The sequence below is a fragment of the Nonomuraea phyllanthi genome (assembly GCF_006334985.2).
In the GTDB taxonomy this organism is placed as follows: domain Bacteria; phylum Actinomycetota; class Actinomycetes; order Streptosporangiales; family Streptosporangiaceae; genus Nonomuraea; species Nonomuraea phyllanthi.
In genome coordinates this window covers 35,812-53,055 of the sequence record NZ_VDLX02000014.1, presented here as the reverse complement: position 1 = coordinate 53,055, position 17,244 = coordinate 35,812, and the positions used below count along the sequence as shown (strand labels likewise).

Genomic DNA, 17,244 nt, shown 5'->3' with positions numbered 1-17,244 from the left:
CATCGGCGATGACGCCGCCCAGAACGGGCCCCGGTAGGGATGTTACGAACCCGTGGGTGAGGGTCTTAACACCGAGGCGTAGAGGAACCTCACCGGCTGCTCCCTGTACATCGGCGGCTGCGAATAGTAGTGAGATGCTTTGGCCATGGCAGTCGTGCCCGCTCCCCGACCCCTCATGGGAGCCGTGCTTCTGTTGTTCGTCAGCGCCGCTTGGGGGTCGGCGTTCCCGCTGATGAAGGACCTCATCCACCGGTTAGCAGTGGAGGACCTGCTCGCCGAGCGCTATCTGCTCGCCGCGATCACCCTGCTGCTCATCCGTCCGGGCTGCCTACGGGGGCTGCCGCGCAAGACGTGGATCAACGGGGCCGTTCTGGGTGTCATGTTCGGAGTCGGACAGGTGGGTCAGGCGGTGGCGCTGCACGGCCTGCCGTCCTCGCTGTCCGGCTTCGCCGTCGGCTGCGGCGTGGTGATCACGCCCATCATGGCGCTCATCCTGTTCAAGGCGAGGATGCAGCGGCGGATCTGGGCGGGGGTCGTGCTGGCGCTGGCCGGCATGACCATGTTCACGCTGCTGAGCGGAATGGAGGATCACGAGGTCTCCGTGCTGGCGCTCGTGGTGACGCTCGCCGCCGCCGCGCTCTACTCCGGCCACACGCTGCTGCTGGCGCACCTGTCCAAGCACGGCGCGGAGTTCAACGCGTACGCGCTGACCGTGATCCAGCTCTTCACCATCGGCCTGCTCACCGGTGGCGTCGCGGTGCGGGACGGGATCTCGGTGCCGTCCAGCGGGCCCGACTGGCTGATCCTGACGCATCTGGCGGTGGTGTCGTGCGCGCTGGGGTTCCTGGCCCGCTCGTACGGCCAGACGCACGTGCCGGCGGTGCCGAGTGCCATCCTGATGTCGTCGCAGCCGCTGTGGGTGGCGGCGATCTCGGTGACCTGGTTCCACGAGAAGGTCGGCTGGAGCATGATCGTCGGTGGCGGCCTGATGGGTGCCGCGATGCTGCTCGCCCTGCCGTCCAGGACCTCCGCCCGCGAGAAGGAGCGCATGCGGCGCAAGCGCGACCGCCTCGCTGTCGCGGCACGGGCCTCCAGGGCGCTGGCCGACCTGAGGATCAAGCGGGAGGTGTCGCTGCGCGCCGGCGACGCTCCCACCGCGTACCTCGACAAGGGGGCCTGCGTGCACATCGAGTCGTGCCCCTGGCACACCCGCTCGCTCAAGGGCGGCGGGGAGCCCAGTCTCGAGCGGCTGATCGAGCGGGCCACGCTCATCGTCCGGGCCAGGAACCTGCCGGGCGTGGGCTGCTGTCAATCGGTCACGCTGCTCGGGAGGTGCCTGTGCGACCTGATGGAAGCGGCCGAACAGAAGCCGGCGAAAGCATCGCAGCGCTGGTTTCGTTCCCAATAGGTTAGGGATTTCCATCAAAAGGCAAGCGCTTTTTATCCTTTACCCGCCCACTTATTCACCATAATGGATAAATACCGAAGGTGGAGGGGAAAGCCATGAAGCGCATCGTAGTCCGCAAACCAGGCACCGCGCGGCTCGCAGGGACCTCCAGCGTCATCCACAAGGGGTGACAGAGGGCAGGTCCCACCTCAGAGTCCAGGGCGAGATGCCCGATCAGTGGAGGACCGCGCGGCTGATGATCCCGTTGATCGACGGGCATCGCCGGCCGCGCGGTCCTTACACTGTCGCCGCCGCTCTCCTCCGGCACCTGGTGCCACGGGCTCTGGAACGGGACGGCGAGCTGGTGGCCGCCCACGACATCGAGATCCGGGCTGCCGCGCCCGAGCTGGCCGGACTCGTGCCCGCCAGGCGGGTCACGATCGACGCCGGGCTGCCCGACGACGAGCGCATCCTCGTGCCCGCGCCCCGGCGGACGCTGCGGCTGGCCAACGGGCTCGCGGAGTTCTTCCGCGACGCCGTGCGCCCGGGGGAGACGATCGCGGTGTGCAACACCGCCGAGGCCGACCCGACGGACACCGAGCTGCTCGACGTCATGACGCGCCGCATCCCGCCCGAGACGCTCACGATCCTGTCGTGCTCGGGAGGTCCCGAGCCGCCGCCGGACACCCGGGACACCGGCGAGCTGTGGGAGCTGGTGGACCGCTGCACGCGCGACGGCTTCCTGCACGCCGCCGCCGAGCTGGGGGAGCGCGGCATGGCGCGGACCGAGCCGGGCGGCCGGCGCTGGTGGCGCTTCGCCCAGCGCACCGCGACCGCGCTCGGCGGCCTCGGCCGCACCGCCGAGGCCCGCGCGGTGTGGGACCAGGTACGCGCGTCCAGCCAGGACCCGGCCATGCACGCCGCCGCCGCGTACGGAACCGCCATGCTCGACGCCCGCCACCCCGACCCGGAGCGCCGCGACCTGGGCCGGGCCAGGCGCTGGATCAACGAGGCCATCGCCATCTCCGGGCTGCTGCCGGACCCGGCGGAGCGGGCGTTCAAGCTGGGCTTCGACCGCAACGGCCTGGCGCTGATCGAGCTGCGCCACGGCCGGCTCGGCGCCGCGCTGTCGCTGGTCGAGTCGGCCATCGAGCTGGCGGGCCAGCTGGGGGAGCGCCATCCGCTGCACAGGATGGTGCTGCTGGCCAACCGGGCGCAGCTGCTGGCCGCGCTCGGGCACGTCAAGGAGGCGCTGGAGGACTACACGGCGGCGATCGCGCTTGACCCCGCCTTCCCCGACCACTACCTGGAGCGCGGCAACCTGCTGTTCAAACTCGGGCGGCACGACGAGGCGCTGGGCGACTTCGAGCGGGCCATGCGGGCCGGGCCGCCGCTGCCCGAGGCCCACTACAACCGCGCGGAGCTGCGCACCGTGCGGGGCGAGATCGACGACGCCCTGGCCGACCTGGGGCGGGTGATCGAGCTCGACCCCTCCTACCTGGACGCGTACATCAACCGCGCCGGGCTGCTGGCCGCGGCGGGCCGGGACGAGGAGGCCAGGCGGGACGTCACGGCCGGGCTCGCCCTGGCGCCCGGCAACCCGCACCTGCTCACGGTGCTGGGGCAGCTGGAGACGGCGGCAGGGCGGCTGGAGGAGGCGCGGGCGGCGCTGGACCTGGCGGTCGAGAGCGCGCCCGGCCTCGCGACGGCCTGGGGGAACCGGGGCGTGCTGCGGTACGCGGCGGGGGACCTGGAAGGGGCGGTGGCCGACCTCACCCGCGCCATCGAGCTGCAGCCGGAGCCCGACCTCCACGCCAACCGGGCGGTCGCCCTGCGTGCCCTGGGCCGCGAGGCCGAGGCGGAGGCCGACGACCGGCTCGCGTGAGGCCGCCGGAGGCTCCTTGGCGGAGGGTCCCCGGAGGGCTCCTTCCGGGAGGATCCCCGCTGGGGGCTCCGCGGCGGAGGATCCCCGCCCGAAGGCTCTGCGGCGGGGGCTCCGCGCCGGAGGATCCGCGCCGGGGGCTTTCCCGGTGGGAGCATGGGGGCATGTGGCGGCGAATGGGGCGTTCTGCCGTGGTCTGTGCGGCTCTGGGGGTGTGGTGGTGGGCCACCGTACGCCTGGTCTGGCAGGGCATCGGCTGCGGCGACTGGGGCTGCCTGGCCCCGGCGCTGGGGGTCGTGGTGGTGATCACGCTCGCCCTGGTCGCCGGGTCGGCGTTCGCGCTGGAGCGGGCCGGCGTACGGCCCGGACGGCGGGTCGCGCTGGTGGCGGCCGGCGCGCTGGTGGTGTTCAGGGTCGCCGGGGACGCGCTGCCGTCATGGACGTCCACGCTCGCGCACGCGCTGGCGGCCGGCGCGGCCTTCGCCGGGGCGGGCGGGGTGGCGGCCTTCTGCACCGAGCCGGAGGTCGCGCGGCGGTGGAAGGTGGTGGCGGCGCTGGGCCTGGTGGCGCTCGTCCCGCTGGCGGTCGCGCTGTCGTGGGCACGGTTCGGCGGCTGAGGCCTTCGGCACTCGCCGTTGGGTCTACCGTATGTGGCGTGGGCTTCAACGTGCTGCTCAAGGACCTCGACCACAGCGCCACCGTCCAGGCCGCGGGCATCCGGCGCGGCTACGGCGGGCCGCCGCCCCGCACGGTCGGCGTCACCTGCGGCATGGCGCGGCTGCGCTGCGCGTCCCTCCTCAAGCCCCTGTACGCGTGGGTGAGCGCGGACCACATCGCCGACGCGGGTCGGTGGCGGCGGCACGCCGAGCCCGCCGTGGTCGTCTCGTCCAACGCCGACACGCTCAACCTGTGGCTCGGCGTCGGCCCGCGCGTCATCCTCGACGACCTCCGCCGCCGCACCGGTGTCGCGTGGTCGCTGCCCAACGGCGACCCCTCCCGGTTCGGCTCCGTCGAGGTGTCCGCCTCCGAGGTGGCGGCCGCCTATGCCGTCTTCGCCCAGGCCGCCGTCGCCGGAGACCCGGTCGCCGGGGCCGTCCTGGAGTGGATGCGGCAGGTCAGCGCGTCACAGGCGTTCGGCGCGCGCGAGGCCGTCCACTCGCCCGGCGCGGGGATCAAGTGCGGCTGGTACGGCGCGCCGGACGAGACCTGCCTGCGCACGCACGCCGTGGCGCTGCTGCCCCGCGGTGGCACGCGGGTGACGGTGGCCGTGGGGATGACCGCGCTGCCGTTCACCGGCGGGCGCGAGCGGGAGGCGTACCAGGAGAGGGTGGGCAAGGGCCTGTCGGTGGAGGCGGAGCACGAGAAGGTGGCGGGCACGCTGCTGCGCGAGCTGCTGGTGACGACGCTGGACGAGCTCGGCCACTTCCGCGACGGTCCCGTCCGGCCCCAGGAGGGGTCGCGTCCTTCCGATCGATCCTAGGAGAGGCCGCCCGCCCTCCTTCTTGCCGAGCCGCTTATCTTGGGGACAGTTCGTGATATTTACCGTTTTGGGTGGTTGTGGGGCGTGGCCCGCGGCCGGGCAGGCGTGCAGCGGCTACGTGCTGGAGGCCGAGGGCTTCCGCATCCTCATCGACCCCGGCTACGCCACCCTGCCCCGCCTCCTTGAGCGCGTGCGGGCCGACGAGGTGGACGCCGTGCTGGTCACCCACGGCCATCCCGACCACTGCGCCGACCTCAACCCGCTGCTGCGCGCCCGAGCGCTCGCGGACGTCCCCGCCCCGGCCCTGCCGGTGTACGCCCCGCCGGGCGCGCTGGACGCCGTGCTGGCACTGGACCGGCCGCGCATGCTGGCGGGCAGCTTCGCGGCGCACGACCTGCGTCCCGGTCGGCCGTACGAGATCGGGCCGTTCCGGCTGGACGTGTTCGACCTGCCCCACCACGTGCCGAACGCCGGCCTGCGGCTGGGCGCGGCGGGCCGCGCGATCGCCTACACCGGCGACACGGGGCCGTCCGGCGACCTGGCGGAGCTGGCGGCCGGGGCGGACCTGCTGGTGGCCGAGGCGACCTATCCGGAACGGGTGCCGGACGAGGACGCGCGATACCTGTCGAGCGCCGCCGACGCGGGGCGTACCGCGTCGTCGGCGGGCGTGGCGCGTCTGCTGCTCACCCACCTGTGGCCGGGGACGCCGCCCGAGCCCGCGCTCGCGGCGGCGGCCAGGGCCTACGACGGCGAGCTCTCCGTCGCCACGGCGGGCACGACCGTGGACCTGACGGGCGGGATCAACCGTCCGTGAGCCGTGCCACCACCGCCGCCAGGTCCGGGGGCTCCACCTGCTCGGGGAGCTCGCCGGCCCAGGCGTAGCCGCGGTAGGCCGCCCGCTCCTCCTCGGTGAGCGCCCCCGGATCCACCCGCGGGCGCGCCTCGTCGAACCTCGCCAGGAAGAACGGCTCCGTCTTCACGTAGCGCACCCCGAGCCAGGTGAAGTCGCGCGCCACCTCGACGAACCGCTCCCGCACGGCCGAGCCTGGCAGCCCGGTCTCCTCGGCCAGCTCGCGCCTCGCCGCCTCCAGCGCCGTCTCACCGGGGTCGATGCCGCCGCCGGGCGGCTCCCAGACGTCCGTCCGGCTGACCGGGTCGTACCAGTGCATCAGCAGCACCCGGCCGTCGCGGTCGAGGCAGACGACGCGGGCGGCGGGGCGGTCGCTGCGGGCCGTCGCCGCCTCTTCTCCCTCCACGGCACTCACCGGACAGACGTTACACATCGGGCGCCCGTCCGTCGCCGGCGCTTCCCTCCTCCAGCACCAGCGCCAGCAGCCCGGGGAAGCGGCCGTCGAACTCGGCGCGGCGCAGGCGGTTGAGCCTGCGGGCGCCTTCGTCGCGCTGCTCCAGCAACCCCGCGTCGCGTAACACGGTGAAGTGGTGGCTGAGTGTGGACTTGGCCACCGGCAGGTGGGAGAACGTGCCGCAGGCGCGCGCCCAGTCGGGCGCGCCCGCCAGCTCCCGCACGATGCTGCGGCGGATCGGGTCGCCCAGCGCGTCGAGGGCGGCCTGCAGCGAGACCTCGATCGGGGACGTGTGCGTCAGGCCGCGTGTCCTGTTCGACTTGGATCGAACATCGGTGTAGTGTTCCATCTCGATCGAACATCCTACGCGAGGGGAGCGGCCGTGGACATCGGGCGCGTCGGAGTGTGGCATCCCATGATCAGCAAGGCCCCCGCCGAGGAGGCGCGCCGCGCGGCGGCCACCATCGAGGAGCTGGGCTACGGCTCGCTCTGGGTCAACGAGGGGCTGGGCAGCAAGGAACCGCTCACCATGTCCGCCGTCCTCCTGGCCGCCACCGGGCGCATCGCCGTCGGCACCGGCATCGCCAACCTCTGGGTCCGCGACGCCACCGCCATGGCGGCGGGCAGGGCCGCGCTGGCCGACGCCTTCCCCGGGCGGTTCCTGCTCGGCATCGGGGTCAGCCACGCGCCGATGGTCACCGGCCGCGGCCACGACTACGCCAAGCCCCTGGCCGCGATGCGCTCCTATCTCGACGCCATGGACCACGCCGCCCAGGCCCTGCCCCGGCCGCCCTCCCCGGCGCCCCGGATCCTGGCCGCGCTGAGGCCCCGGATGCTGGAGCTGTCGCGAGACCGCGCCGACGGCGCGCACACCTACTTCGTGCCTCCCGAGCACACCGCCCAGGCCCGCCATGTCCTGGGCCGCGACCGTCTCCTGATCCCCGAGCAGGCGGTCGTCCTGGAGACCGACCCGGCCCGCGCCCGGGCGATCGCCCGCACCCACATGGCCTACTACCTCAAGCTGCCCAACTACCTCAACAACCTGCGCGAGCTGGGCTTCGGCGACGACGACTTCGCCGACGGGGGCAGCAACCGCCTCGCCGACGCCATCGTGGCCTGGGGCGACGCCGACGCCGTGACCAAGCGGGTCCAGGCCCACCTCGACGCGGGCGCCGATCACGTCGTCATCCAGCCCCTCTCCCCAGAGGCCCCCGACCTGGCCGACGCCGTGACCCAGCTGACCGCCCTCGCCGCCCCGCTCGGTTTGTAGTGCTCGGCACAGGTTTGTCCTGGAGCGCGCTCCAGCTCATAGCGTGGGCCTCATGACAACGCCGCAACACAAGATCGGGTCAGGTTTCGGAGCGCGAAGCACCGCGGACGACGTGCTGCGCGGCATCGACCTGTCGGGGAAGCTGGCGATCGTCACCGGCGGCTACTCCGGCCTCGGGCTGGAGACCACGCGGGCGCTCGCCCGTGCCGGCGCGCGGGTCGTCGTGCCCGCGCGCCGCCGCGAGAGCGCCGAGCAGGCCGTCGGCGGCATCGACGGGGTCGAGGTGGACGACCTGGACCTCGCCGATCTGGAGAGCGTACGCCGCTTCGCCGAGGGCTTCCTGGAGACCGGCCGCGACATCGACATCGTCATCAACAGCGCGGCCATCATGGCCTGCCCCGAGACCAGGGTGGGGCCCGGGTGGGAGGCGCAGTTCGCGACGAACCACCTCGGCCACTACGCGCTGGTCAACCGCCTGTGGCCGGCCATCGCACGCGGCCGGGGGCGGGTCGTGTCCGTCTCGTCCGTGGGTCATCGAAACTCGGCCATCCGGTGGGACGACCTGTGGTTCGAGCGCGGCTACGACAAGTGGCAGGCCTACGGGCAGGCCAAGACCGCCAACGTCCTGTTCGCTGTCCGGCTCGACGCGCTGGCCAGGGACGCGGGGGTGCGGGCGTTCGCGCTGCACCCGGGCGGGATCCTCACGCCCCTGCAGCGCCACCTCCCGAAGGAGGAGATGGTCGCCGCGGGCTGGATCGACGAGGCGGGCAATGCCCTCAACCCGAGCTTCAAGACGCCGGAGCAGGGGGCGGCCACCCAGGTGTGGGCGGCGACCTCCCCTCAGCTCGCGGGCATGGGCGGCGTCTACTGCGAAGACTGCGACATCGCCGAGCCGGCCGCGGATCCCGTCGGCCCCGGGGTGCGCGACTACGCGATCGACCCCGAGCAGGCCGCGCGGCTCTGGACGCTGTCGGCCGAGCTCACCGGCGTCGACGCCTTCGCCTCCAAGGAGGTCCGCTGAGCCGGGTGACGCCTGCGGAGAGGTGACCGGGCGAGGGCGCGCGTGCAGGAGGGCGTGCATCTGAGGGCGTGCATCCGGCCGTGCGCTCCCGCCGTCCGTCACCGTTTCATCGCGCCGTCGGCGATGGCGTCCGCCGCGTTGCCGATGGCCACGCCCACGATCTCCAGCCGCCGTACGAGCTCGCGCTCCTTCATGGCGTCGGCCGTCAGCTCGTCCGAGAAGATGCGCGAGATCTCGTACTGGTACATCCGGCGGATCGCGCCGCCCGCCTTCTTCGCCTCCAGCGCGTCCCGCGTGACGGCGGACGGGCGGGAGGCGAGGTCGCGCACGGAGCTCTCCAGCGCCTCGATGCCGACGATGACCTGGTCGAGCATGGGGGTGAAGCGGATCTGGTCGGGCACCCGGTAGAGGTGCGACTCGCGGACGAAGTCCCGCAGGGAGTCCAGCACGTCGTCGATGGCCCGTGACAGCCGGAAGAGGTCCTCCCGGTCGATGGGTGTGACGAGGGCGGTCCTGAGCTCGTCGATGAGACGGGCGCGTTCCTCGTCGCCGAGGTGCTCGATGGCGCGCATCTGCTCGTGCGCTCCCGTCCTGCCGACCTCGCCGCCGATCATGGCCATCGCCAGCCACGCGCCCTCCTTGGTGGCCTCCAGCTGGCCGAGCAGGGCCTCCGTGAGCGCGCTGTCCATGCGGCCGGTCATGAGGTCACGGATCCGCCGCAGCCGCTTCACCCTTCACCGTCCTTTCAGGAGAAATCCATGCTCGCGAACTCGTTCAGGAGCACCGCCAGCGTCCACCCCAGCAGCGCGCTGGCCGGCAGCGTCAGGAACCAGGCCGCGATGATCTTGCCGGCGGCGTACCAGCGGACCCGGCCGCTGCCCTGGGCCACGCCCGCGCCGATGAGCCCGCCGGCGATGGCCTGGGTCATGCTCACTGGCATACCCACGGCCGCGCATGCGATGACCGACGCGCCCGCGGACAGCTCGGCCGCCACCCCGTGCGGGGGCCTGGAGGCGATGAGCTCGCGGCCGAGCGTGCGCCCCGCCTTGGGCAGCCCGTACACGGTGCCGAGCCCGAAGAGCACGGCCACCAGTAACGTGTACGGCAGCGGCGCGTCCGTGAAGCCGAACGCCACCATGAACACCGCCAGCATCTTCTGCCCGTCGTTGGCCGCGTAGGCGACGGTCTGCACCAGGAAGCCCGCCTGGTGCCAGCGCCGCAGCCGGCGGGCCGTGGTGGTCACCACGAGCATCCGGATGAGCAGCCAGGCCAGCAGCCCGCCCACCAGGGGCGCCGCCACCGCGAACGCCAGCACCAGCAGCACGGACCCGGGCGAGACCGGCAGCCCCCAGCCGAGGCCCGCCCCGGCGAGCCCGCCCACGATGGCCAGCGTCAGGCTGGTCGGGCGGCCCTTCGCGCTCAGCCAGGCCACCACCGCCAGCGACGCGATCACCGCGATGGTCATCGCGGTCTGCCCGCCCGGCTGGTGGAAGGAGGCCAGCCTGGTCACGAACGTCAGCGCCACCTGGTGCGTGGCCAGCGGGATGAGCGCCACCATCACGACCAGTACGAGGACGCCGATGGCGGGGCGGATCGTGGGCAGCTTGAGCCCGGTGGCGAGGAGGGCGCCCCCGTCGTTGACCCCGGACACGACCGCGAAGAGACCGGCGACCACGATCAGCACGACAGCACCCAAGGAAAAGCGCTCCATCCCGGCCCGCGGGCAACCCTCGCAACGGAGGGAATGGGTTGCCCCTCCCTAACCACTGATGTCCGGTTACTACCCGGGATTGTATGGAAGATGGACTATCGCCCTGGTGACATCTATCGGGTACTCTCCGTGATGGCCGCCCGCCCGGTACGCTGCTGACCGCCCCACGGCGACCGACGTCCCCACGCCCGCGAGAGTGAACGCATGACCAGCCCCGCCGAGTACATCCTGACCCTGTCCTGCCCCGACCGGCCCGGTGTGGTGGCCGCCGTCTCCGGCCTGCTGGCCGGGCACGGGTGCAACATCATCGAGAGCCAGCAGTTCGGCGACCGGGTCGGGCAACGCTTCTTCATGCGCGTGCAGTTCGCGGGGCCGCTGGGCGAGGACGACCTCAACGCCGCCTTCGCGGCGCTCGCGCCGGACTTCGCCATGGAGTTCAGGGTGCGCGACGTGGCCAGGAAGCCGCGGGTGCTGATCATGGTCAGCAAGTTCGACCACTGCCTGAACGACCTGCTCTACCGGGTCAGGGCGAAGGCCCTCGACATCGAGATCGTCGCGGTCGTGTCCAACCATCCCGACCTGCGGCCGCTCACGCAGTCGTACGGGATCGACTACCACCACCTGCCGGTCACGCCGGAGACCAAGCCCCGGCAGGAGGCCGAGGTGCTGGCCCTGGTGGAGCACTACCAGGTGGACCTGGTGGTGCTGGCCCGCTACATGCAGGTGCTCTCGCAGGATCTGTGCGAGAAGCTGGCGGGGCGGGCCATCAACATCCACCACTCGTTCCTGCCGTCGTTCAAGGGCGCGAAGCCGTACCACCAGGCCCATGCCCGCGGCGTCAAGCTGATCGGCGCCACGGCCCACTACGTGACCTCCGACCTGGACGAGGGGCCGATCATCGAGCAGGAGGTGGCCAGGGTCAACCACAGCCACTCGCCCGAGGACCTGGTGGCGATCGGGCGCGACGTGGAGTGCGTGGCCCTGGCCAGGGCGGTCCGGTGGCACGCCGAGCAGCGGGTGCTGCTCGACGGGCACAAGACGATCGTCTTCCCGCGCTGACGCCGCCCCCATCTCTGGCGTCAGGCAGGCGATGGCTCAGGGCCGGTACGTCCCGAAGAACCAGGGATTGCCCTCCGGGTCCTTGCAGGCGTACTCGCGTGACCCGTAGGACTGGTCGGTGAGACCCGTGGTGATCTCGGCCCCCGCGGCCCTGGCCCGGTCGTGGTGGGCGTCGACGTCGTCGACCGCGACGTAGATCCCCGGCCCGCCGGGCCGCCCGGGCCCGATCATGATCAGGTCGTCGCCGGCCAGCAGTTCGGCGTGCTTGACGGTGCCGTCGTCGTTCTTGGACACCTCGTGCGCCCGGAAGCCGAACGCGCCGGTCAGGAAGTCGATCGCGGCCTGGCAGTCGTGGTAGCGGGCGAGTGCGTAAACGGTTCGCATGGGCCTCAGCATGCCTCGCCGGCGGGCGTGGCTCTTGGACGAATCTGACCTGGCGTGGTGTCGCCCAGCACGCGGAACTCGCGGTTCATGTGCGCCTGGTCGTAGAAGCCGCAGTCGGCCGCCACCGTGGCGATGGCCTGCCCTGACCGCAGCAGCCGCCGGGCCCGCCCGAACCTGATCACCCGCGCGGCGGTCTTGGGCGGCAGCCCGATCTCCTCCTGGAAGCGGGCCACGAGATGCCGGTGGCTCCAGCCGAGCGTCTCCGCCAGGGACGACACGCCGAGGCGGCCGCCCGACTCCAGCAGCCGCGCCCACGCCCACCGCACCTCGGGGCGCACGGCGGGGCCCGACAGGATCCGCGCGCACAGCAGGGAGTCGACCAGGGCGAGCCGGTCGTGCCACGACGGCATGGAGGCCAGCCGGTCGAGCACCGTGCCGGCCCACGGGCCCAGCAGCTCGTCGAGGGGCAGGACCAGGTTCGTCAGGTGGCGCATCGGCACGGCGTACAGCCTCCTGGCCCCGAACGGCGTGAGCAGCACCTCCACGCCCTCGCAGGGCCCCTCCGTGCGCGTGACCGTGAAGCGGTCGCTGAGCCCGCCGGAGAACGCGGTGACCCGCCGCCCGCCCGCCTCCATGGGCGCGCCGAGCGCCAGGATGAGCACGGCCCCCGGCATAGCCATCTCCGACCGGACCACGGGGGCCGGATGGTGCTCCCGGTACGCGGCCAGCCGCGTCACATAGGGCCGCAGCGCAGCGCTGGGGGCGGCCTCGACCATGGCCACCCCCGGCGTGCTCATGCCTTCGAGGTTATAGCCCGGTGTGCCGGGCGAGGAAGGTGAGCGTGTCGGCCGACAGGTCGACCGACCGGCTCACCGACCGCGCGCCGTGCCCGACCTCGGTCTCGTTGCGCAGCAGCACCGGGCGGTCGCCGGTCGAGGCGTGCTGCAGCGCCGCGCACATCTTCCACGCGTGCAGCGGGTGCACGCGCGTGTCGGACTGGAAGACGGTGAAGAGCGTCGCGGGGTAGGGCACCGACTCGCGGACGTGGTGGTACGGCGAGTAGGCGTGCAGCCAGCCGAACTGCTCGGGATCCTCGACCGTGCCGTATTCGACGTTCCAGGTGGCGCCGAGGCCGAACTTCTCGTAGCGCACCATGTCGAGCAGGGGCGCCGAGCACACGACGGCGGCGTACAGCTCGGGGCGCTGCGTCAAGGCGGCGCCCACCAGCAGGCCGCCGTTGGAGCCGCCGGAGATGCCGAGCTGGGCGGGCGTGGTGACGCCGGTGGCGATGAGGTGCTCGGCGGCGGCGTGGAAGTCGTCGAACACGTTCTGCTTGTTGCCCAGCATGCCCGCGCGGTGCCACTGCTCGCCCTCCTCGCCGCCGCCGCGCAGGTTGGCGATGGCGTAGACGCCGCCCGCCTCCACCCAGGCCAGGATCGAGGCGGAGTAGCCGGGGGTCATCGACAGGCCGAAGCCGCCGTAGCCGTACAGGACGGTGGGCCGCGGGCCGGAGGCGTCGTCGGCGGGGGAGATGACCAGCATGCGGATGTCGGTGCCGTCCTTGGACCGGTAGACGACCTGCGAGGTGCGCACGGGAGGCACCTCCACCGCGCCGGGTGAGGACGCCCAGAGCGTGGTCTCGCCCGTCCTGGCGTCGTAGCGCTGGATGGTGGGCGGGGTGGTGTTGTCGGTGTAGCCGAACCACGCCTCGTGGCCGCCCTCGGGACGCTCGCTGATGCCGCCGATGGAGCCGAGCCCAGGCGTGGGGACCTCGCCTACGCGCTCGCCGGTCTCCAGGTCGTGCACGGTGATCTCGCTGATCGCGTGGCGGGTCCAGCCCACCAGCATGACCGGCCGCTCCAGGTCGTCGAGGATCGCGAAGTCGCTCAGCACCGCCTCGGGGTCCTCGGGGACCAGGTCGCGCCAGGTCTCGAAGCCGGGCGTGACCGGATCGGTGACGCACACCCTCCCCCTGGGTGCGTCACGGTCGGTGTGGACGTAGAGCCTGCCGTCGCGGCCGAACACCAGCCCTACCTGCGCGTCCACGCCCTCCTGCACCACCGTCAGCTCCGGCCGCTCGATCGGCGACGCGGTCAGGTCGGCGACCCAGAGGTCGTTGCGCGGCGCGGTGCCCTCGTGCGCGGACACCTGCAGCCAGTGCCCGTCGCGGGAGACGGAGACGCCGTAGTAGTTGGTCATCTTCAGGCCCTCGCCGAAGATCATCACGTCGTCCTCGGTGGAGGTGCCGACGCGGTGCAGGTAGACGCGGCGGTGGAACTGGGTCTCGTTCTCCGGCACCTCGGTGGCGGGCAGCCTGCGCACGTAGTAGAAGGCCTCGCCGCCGGGCAGCCACGCGACGGGGGAGTAGCGGCAGCGGTCGATCGGCCCCTCCACCCGCGCGCCCGTCGTCACGTCGATCACGTAGAGGACGGACTCCTCGTCACCGCCCACCGAGATCTGGTACGCCAGCAGCCGCCCCTCCTTGTCGGGCTGCACGGCGTCCAGCGTGGTCAGCCCCGACGGGTCGATCGCCATCGGGTCGACGAGCGCCCGCTCGGTCCCGTCAGGCTCCATGACGTAGTAGACGGCGTGCTCCTGGTCGGGCGTGCGGCGGCTGAAGAACTGCCGCTCGCCGCGCCAGGCGGGGACACCCACAGAACCGGACCTGAGCAGCTCGGCGATGCGGCTCTTGAACCGTTGCTCCCCGCGCTCCCGGCCGAACAACTCGGCCTGCGCGAGCAGCCAGCCCTTGGTCTCCGGACTGTCCGGATCCTCGAGCCACCGATAGGGATCGGGCACGGACGTGCCGTGCAGAATGTCGGCGGTGTCTTCGCGGCGTGCGGTCGGGTACGGGTCCAACGTCATGCACGAACCCTACTGCCAAAGGACATGCGTAAAGCGCTGGTGAAGCGGGCATAAAACGTATCGTGCGTCCCTCTGGTCCATTCCGGATGGAGTTTTTGGGGTGGCGGGGACCACGGTGCAAACGCCAGACTTGGTGACAGGACGGTGCCGTGGTGACCATCCGCTGGGCCGTCCGGCGGAGGTCCATGTGACGGAAGCACAAGTGCCCCAGGAGGGGCCGACAGCCGGGACATGCCGCGGCATGTCCCCCTTGATACGCGCGCGGCAGGGAGAGGCCCGATGATGCGCCAGGTCCTGCTGCTCAATGCCACCTATGAGCCACTGACCACCCTCTCGCTGCACCGGGCCGTGGTGCTGGTGCTGCGGGAGAAGGCCGACGTCGTCCACCGTGACGGCAGGGGCGCCGTGCTGCGCTCCGCGAGCCGCACGCTCGACGTCCCCTCGGTGATCAGGCTCCGGAGATATGTCCGCATCCCGTACCGGTCCCGCATCCCTCTGACCAGGGCCGCCCTCATGCGGCGCGACGACTATCGCTGCGCCTACTGCGGGCAACGGGCCGAGACCATCGACCACGTCATCCCGCGGTCCAGGGGCGGCACCCACACCTGGGAGAACTGCGTCGCCTCCTGCACCACCTGCAACCACAGAAAGGCCGACAAATACCTGGAGGAGCTGGGATGGACGCTCCGCGTCAGCCCGGCGGTGCCACGGGGCGCCCACTGGAGGCTCATCGGCGCGTCGCTCGTCGGAGACCCTCAATGGGCGCCCTACCTCGAGGCCGCCGCATAAAGGGGGCCTGAAGAATTGTTTTGTCCCGGGGGGTCCCGGCCTGACACCATGAGCAGGCATGTGGACCTTCACCTCGGACTTAGAGGAGTACGCCAGGGTCGCCGAGCCGTTCCTGCTCGGCGACCCTGTGCGTAACACGGTCGCGCTGACCGTGCTGGCGAACCTCCGGGCCGGCATGCCCGTCGAGAATCCCCGTTTCGGCTGGTGGACGGCCGGCGGCGAGGTGCGGGGCGCGTACTTCCACACGCCGCCGCACCCCGTCGGCCTGGCCGACATGCCCGTCGAGGCCGTCGCGCCGCTCATGGAGGCCCTCGGCGGCGCGCTCCACGGCGTGGTGGGGCGGGTCGAGCTGACCGACGAGGCCCAGCGGGTGCTCGGAGCGCCCAAGCAGGTGGTGCCCGAGCGCCTCTACCGCCTCGGCACGCTCGACGTGCCCGACGTGCCCGGCCACGGCAGGTTCGCGGTGCCGGCCGACTTCCCGCTGCTGGTCAGCTGGTACCAGGCGTTCGCCGAGGAGGTGGCGACGGGCGGGCACGACGACGTGACCGACCGGGTGGCGCGGCGGGTGGCCGCCAGGGAGCTGTTCGTGTGGGAGGCGGGCGGGGCGCCGGTCTCGCTGGCCGGGCTCTCCCCCGAGGCCGGCGGAGTGTGCCGCGTCGGCCCCGTCTACACGCCGCCCTCCTGCCGCAGGAAGGGGTACGGCAGCGCGGTCACCGCGTACGCCAGCGGCGTCGGCCTGGCGGAGCGCTGCGACGAGGTGGTGCTCTTCACCGACCTCGGCAACCCCACCAGCAACGCCATCTACCAGTCGATCGGCTACCGGCCCGTGTGCGACTACGCGCACGTGACCTATTCTTGAGGCCATGCCGCGTTACGACTTCCGCTGCCGCGCCTGCGGCTCCACGTTCGAGGTCTCCCGCCCCATGTCGGCCTCCGACGACCCGGCGACCTGCCCCGACGGCCACGACGACACGGTGAAGCTGCTGTCCACGGTCGCGATGACGGGCGGCGCGGCCGCGCCCAGGGCGAGCGGTGGCGGTTGCTGCGGCGGAGGCTGCTGCTCCTCCTAGAGGGCCCTGCCGGCCCTTCCGAGGCCCTGGACGCCTCAGAACACCTCGGAGGCGCTGACCAGGGTCTTCTCCGGCCCCGTCAGCGCGTCCGCCGTCAGCCGGGCGAGCTCCTCGACCGTGGCGATCCCCGTCTCCATGGTGGGGCTGCGCTCCGACAGGACCGCCATCAGCAGCTCGTGCCCGCGCACGTCGAGCCGGCCCACGCTGTTGACCGTCCACAGCCCGCCGTGGGCGTCGGAGGGCAGCCAGCCGTTCTTGAGCGCCACCTCGCCCCCGGCCGCGCTGACCCCCCACGCCTGCGAGGGGTGCACCGACGACATGAGCTTCAGCGCGTAGCGCCGGTCGTGGAGGGGCAGCGGCCCGCCGGCGTCGGTGAGCCACTCCAGCACCTTCACCTGGTCGGACGGCCGGCTGCGGGTCGTGCCCCAGTAGAGGCCCGGCCCGGGCCAGGTGTGCTCGACGCCCAGCCGGCGCAGCACCCCGGTGAGCCCCTTACGGCCGCCGACCAGCATGTAGAGCTCGTGCGCGCAGTCGTTGTCGCTGTACCTGATCATGCGCGAGGTGAGCTCGCGTTCGTAGTCGTCCAGCTCGCCCTCCTTGCCCAGGAGGAACGCCAGCAGGATGTCCATCTTGGCCACGCTGGCCAGCATGAACGGCGTGTGCTCGCGGAACGCGTACCTGACCCCGGTGGTCCGGTCGTAGACGGCCAGCGCCGCGCGGCCGGGACGCTCGCGCAGGTAGCGGGCCAGCTTCCGGTCGAGAGCGCGCCGCGCGCCATCGGGCAGCACACTCTCGACGGCCACCGCGACCGGCCGGGGGACGGGAGTGACCACCGGCGGGGCGGCGACGGACGGGCCGGCGCAACCGGCCACGGCCAGCAGGGCGACGATGAGCGAGAACCCCCGAACGAACATGTGCGGGAGCCTGCCAGCCGCCACCCCAAAGGCCGGGGGTGCGATCGGTCAAGCCCAGGTCAGTTTCTCCGCGGAGCCGGGCGTCGTTCACCCGGCTCCGCTCCCGGG

Annotated in this window: 19 protein-coding genes; 11 read left to right on the top strand and 8 right to left on the bottom strand. The window is 72.4% G+C overall.

Going from position 1 to position 17,244, the window contains the following annotated elements:
* Window positions 1–184 precede the first annotated feature (184 nt).
* From FH608_RS32780 to FH608_RS32760, 5 genes are all read left to right on the top strand, one after another.
* Window positions 185–1,408 (top strand): DMT family transporter, encoded by a 1,224-nt coding sequence (locus FH608_RS32780; protein ID WP_193318756.1) that lies wholly within the window; start codon window positions 185–187, stop codon window positions 1,406–1,408.
* 235 nt (window positions 1,409–1,643) lie between these two features.
* Entirely contained in the window at window positions 1,644–3,272 is a 1,629-nt protein-coding gene (locus tag FH608_RS32775; RefSeq protein WP_226900103.1) for a tetratricopeptide repeat protein, read from the top strand.
* A gap of 173 nt (window positions 3,273–3,445) precedes the next feature.
* Window positions 3,446–3,886, top strand: a complete 441-nt coding sequence (locus FH608_RS32770) for a hypothetical protein (RefSeq protein ID WP_139634247.1) — start codon at window positions 3,446–3,448, stop codon at window positions 3,884–3,886.
* Between the two features lie 38 nt (window positions 3,887–3,924).
* Complete coding sequence (locus FH608_RS32765) at window positions 3,925–4,749, top strand: hypothetical protein (protein WP_139634246.1); 825 nt, start codon at window positions 3,925–3,927, stop codon at window positions 4,747–4,749.
* Between the two features lie 52 nt (window positions 4,750–4,801).
* Window positions 4,802–5,563 (top strand): MBL fold metallo-hydrolase, encoded by a 762-nt coding sequence (locus FH608_RS32760; RefSeq protein WP_139634244.1) that lies wholly within the window; start codon window positions 4,802–4,804, stop codon window positions 5,561–5,563.
* Here FH608_RS32760 and FH608_RS32755 read toward each other — a convergent pair.
* A complete protein-coding gene (locus tag FH608_RS32755; protein WP_226900102.1) occupies window positions 5,550–6,014 on the bottom strand; it encodes an NUDIX hydrolase in 465 nt (154 codons plus the stop codon). The genes FH608_RS32760 and FH608_RS32755 overlap by 14 nt on opposite strands.
* A 10-nt stretch (window positions 6,015–6,024) precedes the next feature.
* The gene (locus tag FH608_RS32750) at window positions 6,025–6,402 is read right to left on the bottom strand and encodes an ArsR/SmtB family transcription factor (protein ID WP_139634240.1); all 378 of its coding nucleotides are present in this window, start codon (window positions 6,400–6,402) and stop codon (window positions 6,025–6,027) included.
* 33 nt (window positions 6,403–6,435) lie between these two features.
* Between FH608_RS32750 and FH608_RS32745 the strand changes: the two genes are divergently transcribed.
* Window positions 6,436–7,323 carry a TIGR03620 family F420-dependent LLM class oxidoreductase gene (locus FH608_RS32745; protein ID WP_139634238.1) on the top strand — a complete coding sequence of 296 codons (888 nt, stop codon included), beginning with the start codon at window positions 6,436–6,438 and terminating at the stop codon, window positions 7,321–7,323.
* Window positions 7,324–7,375: 52 nt separating this feature from the next.
* Window positions 7,376–8,344, top strand: coding sequence for an SDR family NAD(P)-dependent oxidoreductase (locus tag FH608_RS32740; protein WP_139634236.1), 969 nt, complete (start codon window positions 7,376–7,378; stop codon window positions 8,342–8,344).
* A 98-nt stretch (window positions 8,345–8,442) separates the two neighbouring features.
* Here FH608_RS32740 and FH608_RS32735 read toward each other — a convergent pair whose 3' ends face one another.
* A complete protein-coding gene (locus FH608_RS32735) occupies window positions 8,443–9,075 on the bottom strand; it encodes a DUF47 domain-containing protein (protein ID WP_139634234.1) in 633 nt (210 codons plus the stop codon).
* Between the two features lie 14 nt (window positions 9,076–9,089).
* Window positions 9,090–10,040 (bottom strand): inorganic phosphate transporter, encoded by a 951-nt coding sequence (locus tag FH608_RS32730; RefSeq protein ID WP_139634233.1) that lies wholly within the window; start codon window positions 10,038–10,040, stop codon window positions 9,090–9,092.
* 219 nt (window positions 10,041–10,259) lie between these two features.
* Here FH608_RS32730 and purU point away from each other — a divergent pair, with 219 nt between their 5' ends.
* Window positions 10,260–11,114, top strand: coding sequence for a formyltetrahydrofolate deformylase (gene purU / locus FH608_RS32725; protein WP_139634231.1), 855 nt, complete (start codon window positions 10,260–10,262; stop codon window positions 11,112–11,114).
* Window positions 11,115–11,150: 36 nt separating this feature from the next.
* On the opposite strand, the gene FH608_RS32720 is transcribed toward purU, so the two are convergent.
* Genes FH608_RS32720 through FH608_RS32710 form a run of 3 tightly spaced genes read right to left on the bottom strand, consistent with a single transcriptional unit; the run spans window position 11,151 to window position 14,363 of the window.
* On the bottom strand, window positions 11,151–11,498 hold the full coding sequence (locus tag FH608_RS32720) for a VOC family protein (RefSeq protein ID WP_139634229.1): 348 nt from the start codon (window positions 11,496–11,498) through the stop codon (window positions 11,151–11,153).
* A 5-nt stretch (window positions 11,499–11,503) separates the two neighbouring features.
* Window positions 11,504–12,295, bottom strand: coding sequence for a helix-turn-helix domain-containing protein (locus FH608_RS32715; protein WP_139634227.1), 792 nt, complete (start codon window positions 12,293–12,295; stop codon window positions 11,504–11,506).
* A gap of 10 nt (window positions 12,296–12,305) precedes the next feature.
* Window positions 12,306–14,363 carry a prolyl oligopeptidase family serine peptidase gene (locus FH608_RS32710; protein ID WP_139634226.1) on the bottom strand — a complete coding sequence of 686 codons (2,058 nt, stop codon included), beginning with the start codon at window positions 14,361–14,363 and terminating at the stop codon, window positions 12,306–12,308.
* Window positions 14,364–14,645: 282 nt separating this feature from the next.
* Between FH608_RS32710 and FH608_RS32705 the strand changes: the two genes are divergently transcribed.
* Genes FH608_RS32705 through FH608_RS32695 form a run of 3 tightly spaced genes read left to right on the top strand, consistent with a single transcriptional unit; the run spans window position 14,646 to window position 16,222 of the window.
* Window positions 14,646–15,152, top strand: coding sequence for an HNH endonuclease (locus tag FH608_RS32705; protein WP_139634404.1), 507 nt, complete (start codon window positions 14,646–14,648; stop codon window positions 15,150–15,152).
* A 58-nt stretch (window positions 15,153–15,210) separates the two neighbouring features.
* The gene (locus FH608_RS32700) at window positions 15,211–16,011 is read left to right on the top strand and encodes a GNAT family N-acetyltransferase (protein ID WP_139634224.1); all 801 of its coding nucleotides are present in this window, start codon (window positions 15,211–15,213) and stop codon (window positions 16,009–16,011) included.
* Window positions 16,012–16,015: 4 nt separating this feature from the next.
* Window positions 16,016–16,222 carry an FmdB family zinc ribbon protein gene (locus tag FH608_RS32695; protein ID WP_139634223.1) on the top strand — a complete coding sequence of 69 codons (207 nt, stop codon included), beginning with the start codon at window positions 16,016–16,018 and terminating at the stop codon, window positions 16,220–16,222.
* 35 nt (window positions 16,223–16,257) lie between these two features.
* Here FH608_RS32695 and FH608_RS32690 read toward each other — a convergent pair whose 3' ends face one another.
* Complete coding sequence (locus FH608_RS32690) at window positions 16,258–17,136, bottom strand: serine hydrolase (RefSeq protein WP_139634222.1); 879 nt, start codon at window positions 17,134–17,136, stop codon at window positions 16,258–16,260.
* Between the last annotated feature and the right edge of the window lie 108 nt (window positions 17,137–17,244).

Bases quoted from the DNA above. Each gene is read 5' to 3' on its own strand.
- FH608_RS32695 (WP_139634223.1), top strand. From the start codon at position 16,016: ATGCCGCGTTACGACTTCCGCTGCCGCGCCTGCGGCTCCACGTTCGAG.
- FH608_RS32690 (WP_139634222.1), bottom strand. From the start codon at position 17,136: ATGTTCGTTCGGGGGTTCTCGCTCATCGTCGCCCTGCTGGCCGTGGCC.
- FH608_RS32775 (WP_226900103.1), top strand. From the start codon at position 1,644: ATGATCCCGTTGATCGACGGGCATCGCCGGCCGCGCGGTCCTTACACT.
- FH608_RS32740 (WP_139634236.1), top strand. From the start codon at position 7,376: ATGACAACGCCGCAACACAAGATCGGGTCAGGTTTCGGAGCGCGAAGC.
- FH608_RS32770 (WP_139634247.1), top strand. From the start codon at position 3,446: ATGGGGCGTTCTGCCGTGGTCTGTGCGGCTCTGGGGGTGTGGTGGTGG.
- FH608_RS32750 (WP_139634240.1), bottom strand. From the start codon at position 6,402: ATGGAACACTACACCGATGTTCGATCCAAGTCGAACAGGACACGCGGC.
- FH608_RS32720 (WP_139634229.1), bottom strand. From the start codon at position 11,498: ATGCGAACCGTTTACGCACTCGCCCGCTACCACGACTGCCAGGCCGCG.
- purU (WP_139634231.1), top strand. From the start codon at position 10,260: ATGACCAGCCCCGCCGAGTACATCCTGACCCTGTCCTGCCCCGACCGG.
- FH608_RS32715 (WP_139634227.1), bottom strand. From the start codon at position 12,295: ATGAGCACGCCGGGGGTGGCCATGGTCGAGGCCGCCCCCAGCGCTGCG.
- FH608_RS32705 (WP_139634404.1), top strand. From the start codon at position 14,646: ATGCGCCAGGTCCTGCTGCTCAATGCCACCTATGAGCCACTGACCACC.
- FH608_RS32710 (WP_139634226.1), bottom strand. From the start codon at position 14,363: ATGACGTTGGACCCGTACCCGACCGCACGCCGCGAAGACACCGCCGAC.
- FH608_RS32700 (WP_139634224.1), top strand. From the start codon at position 15,211: ATGTGGACCTTCACCTCGGACTTAGAGGAGTACGCCAGGGTCGCCGAG.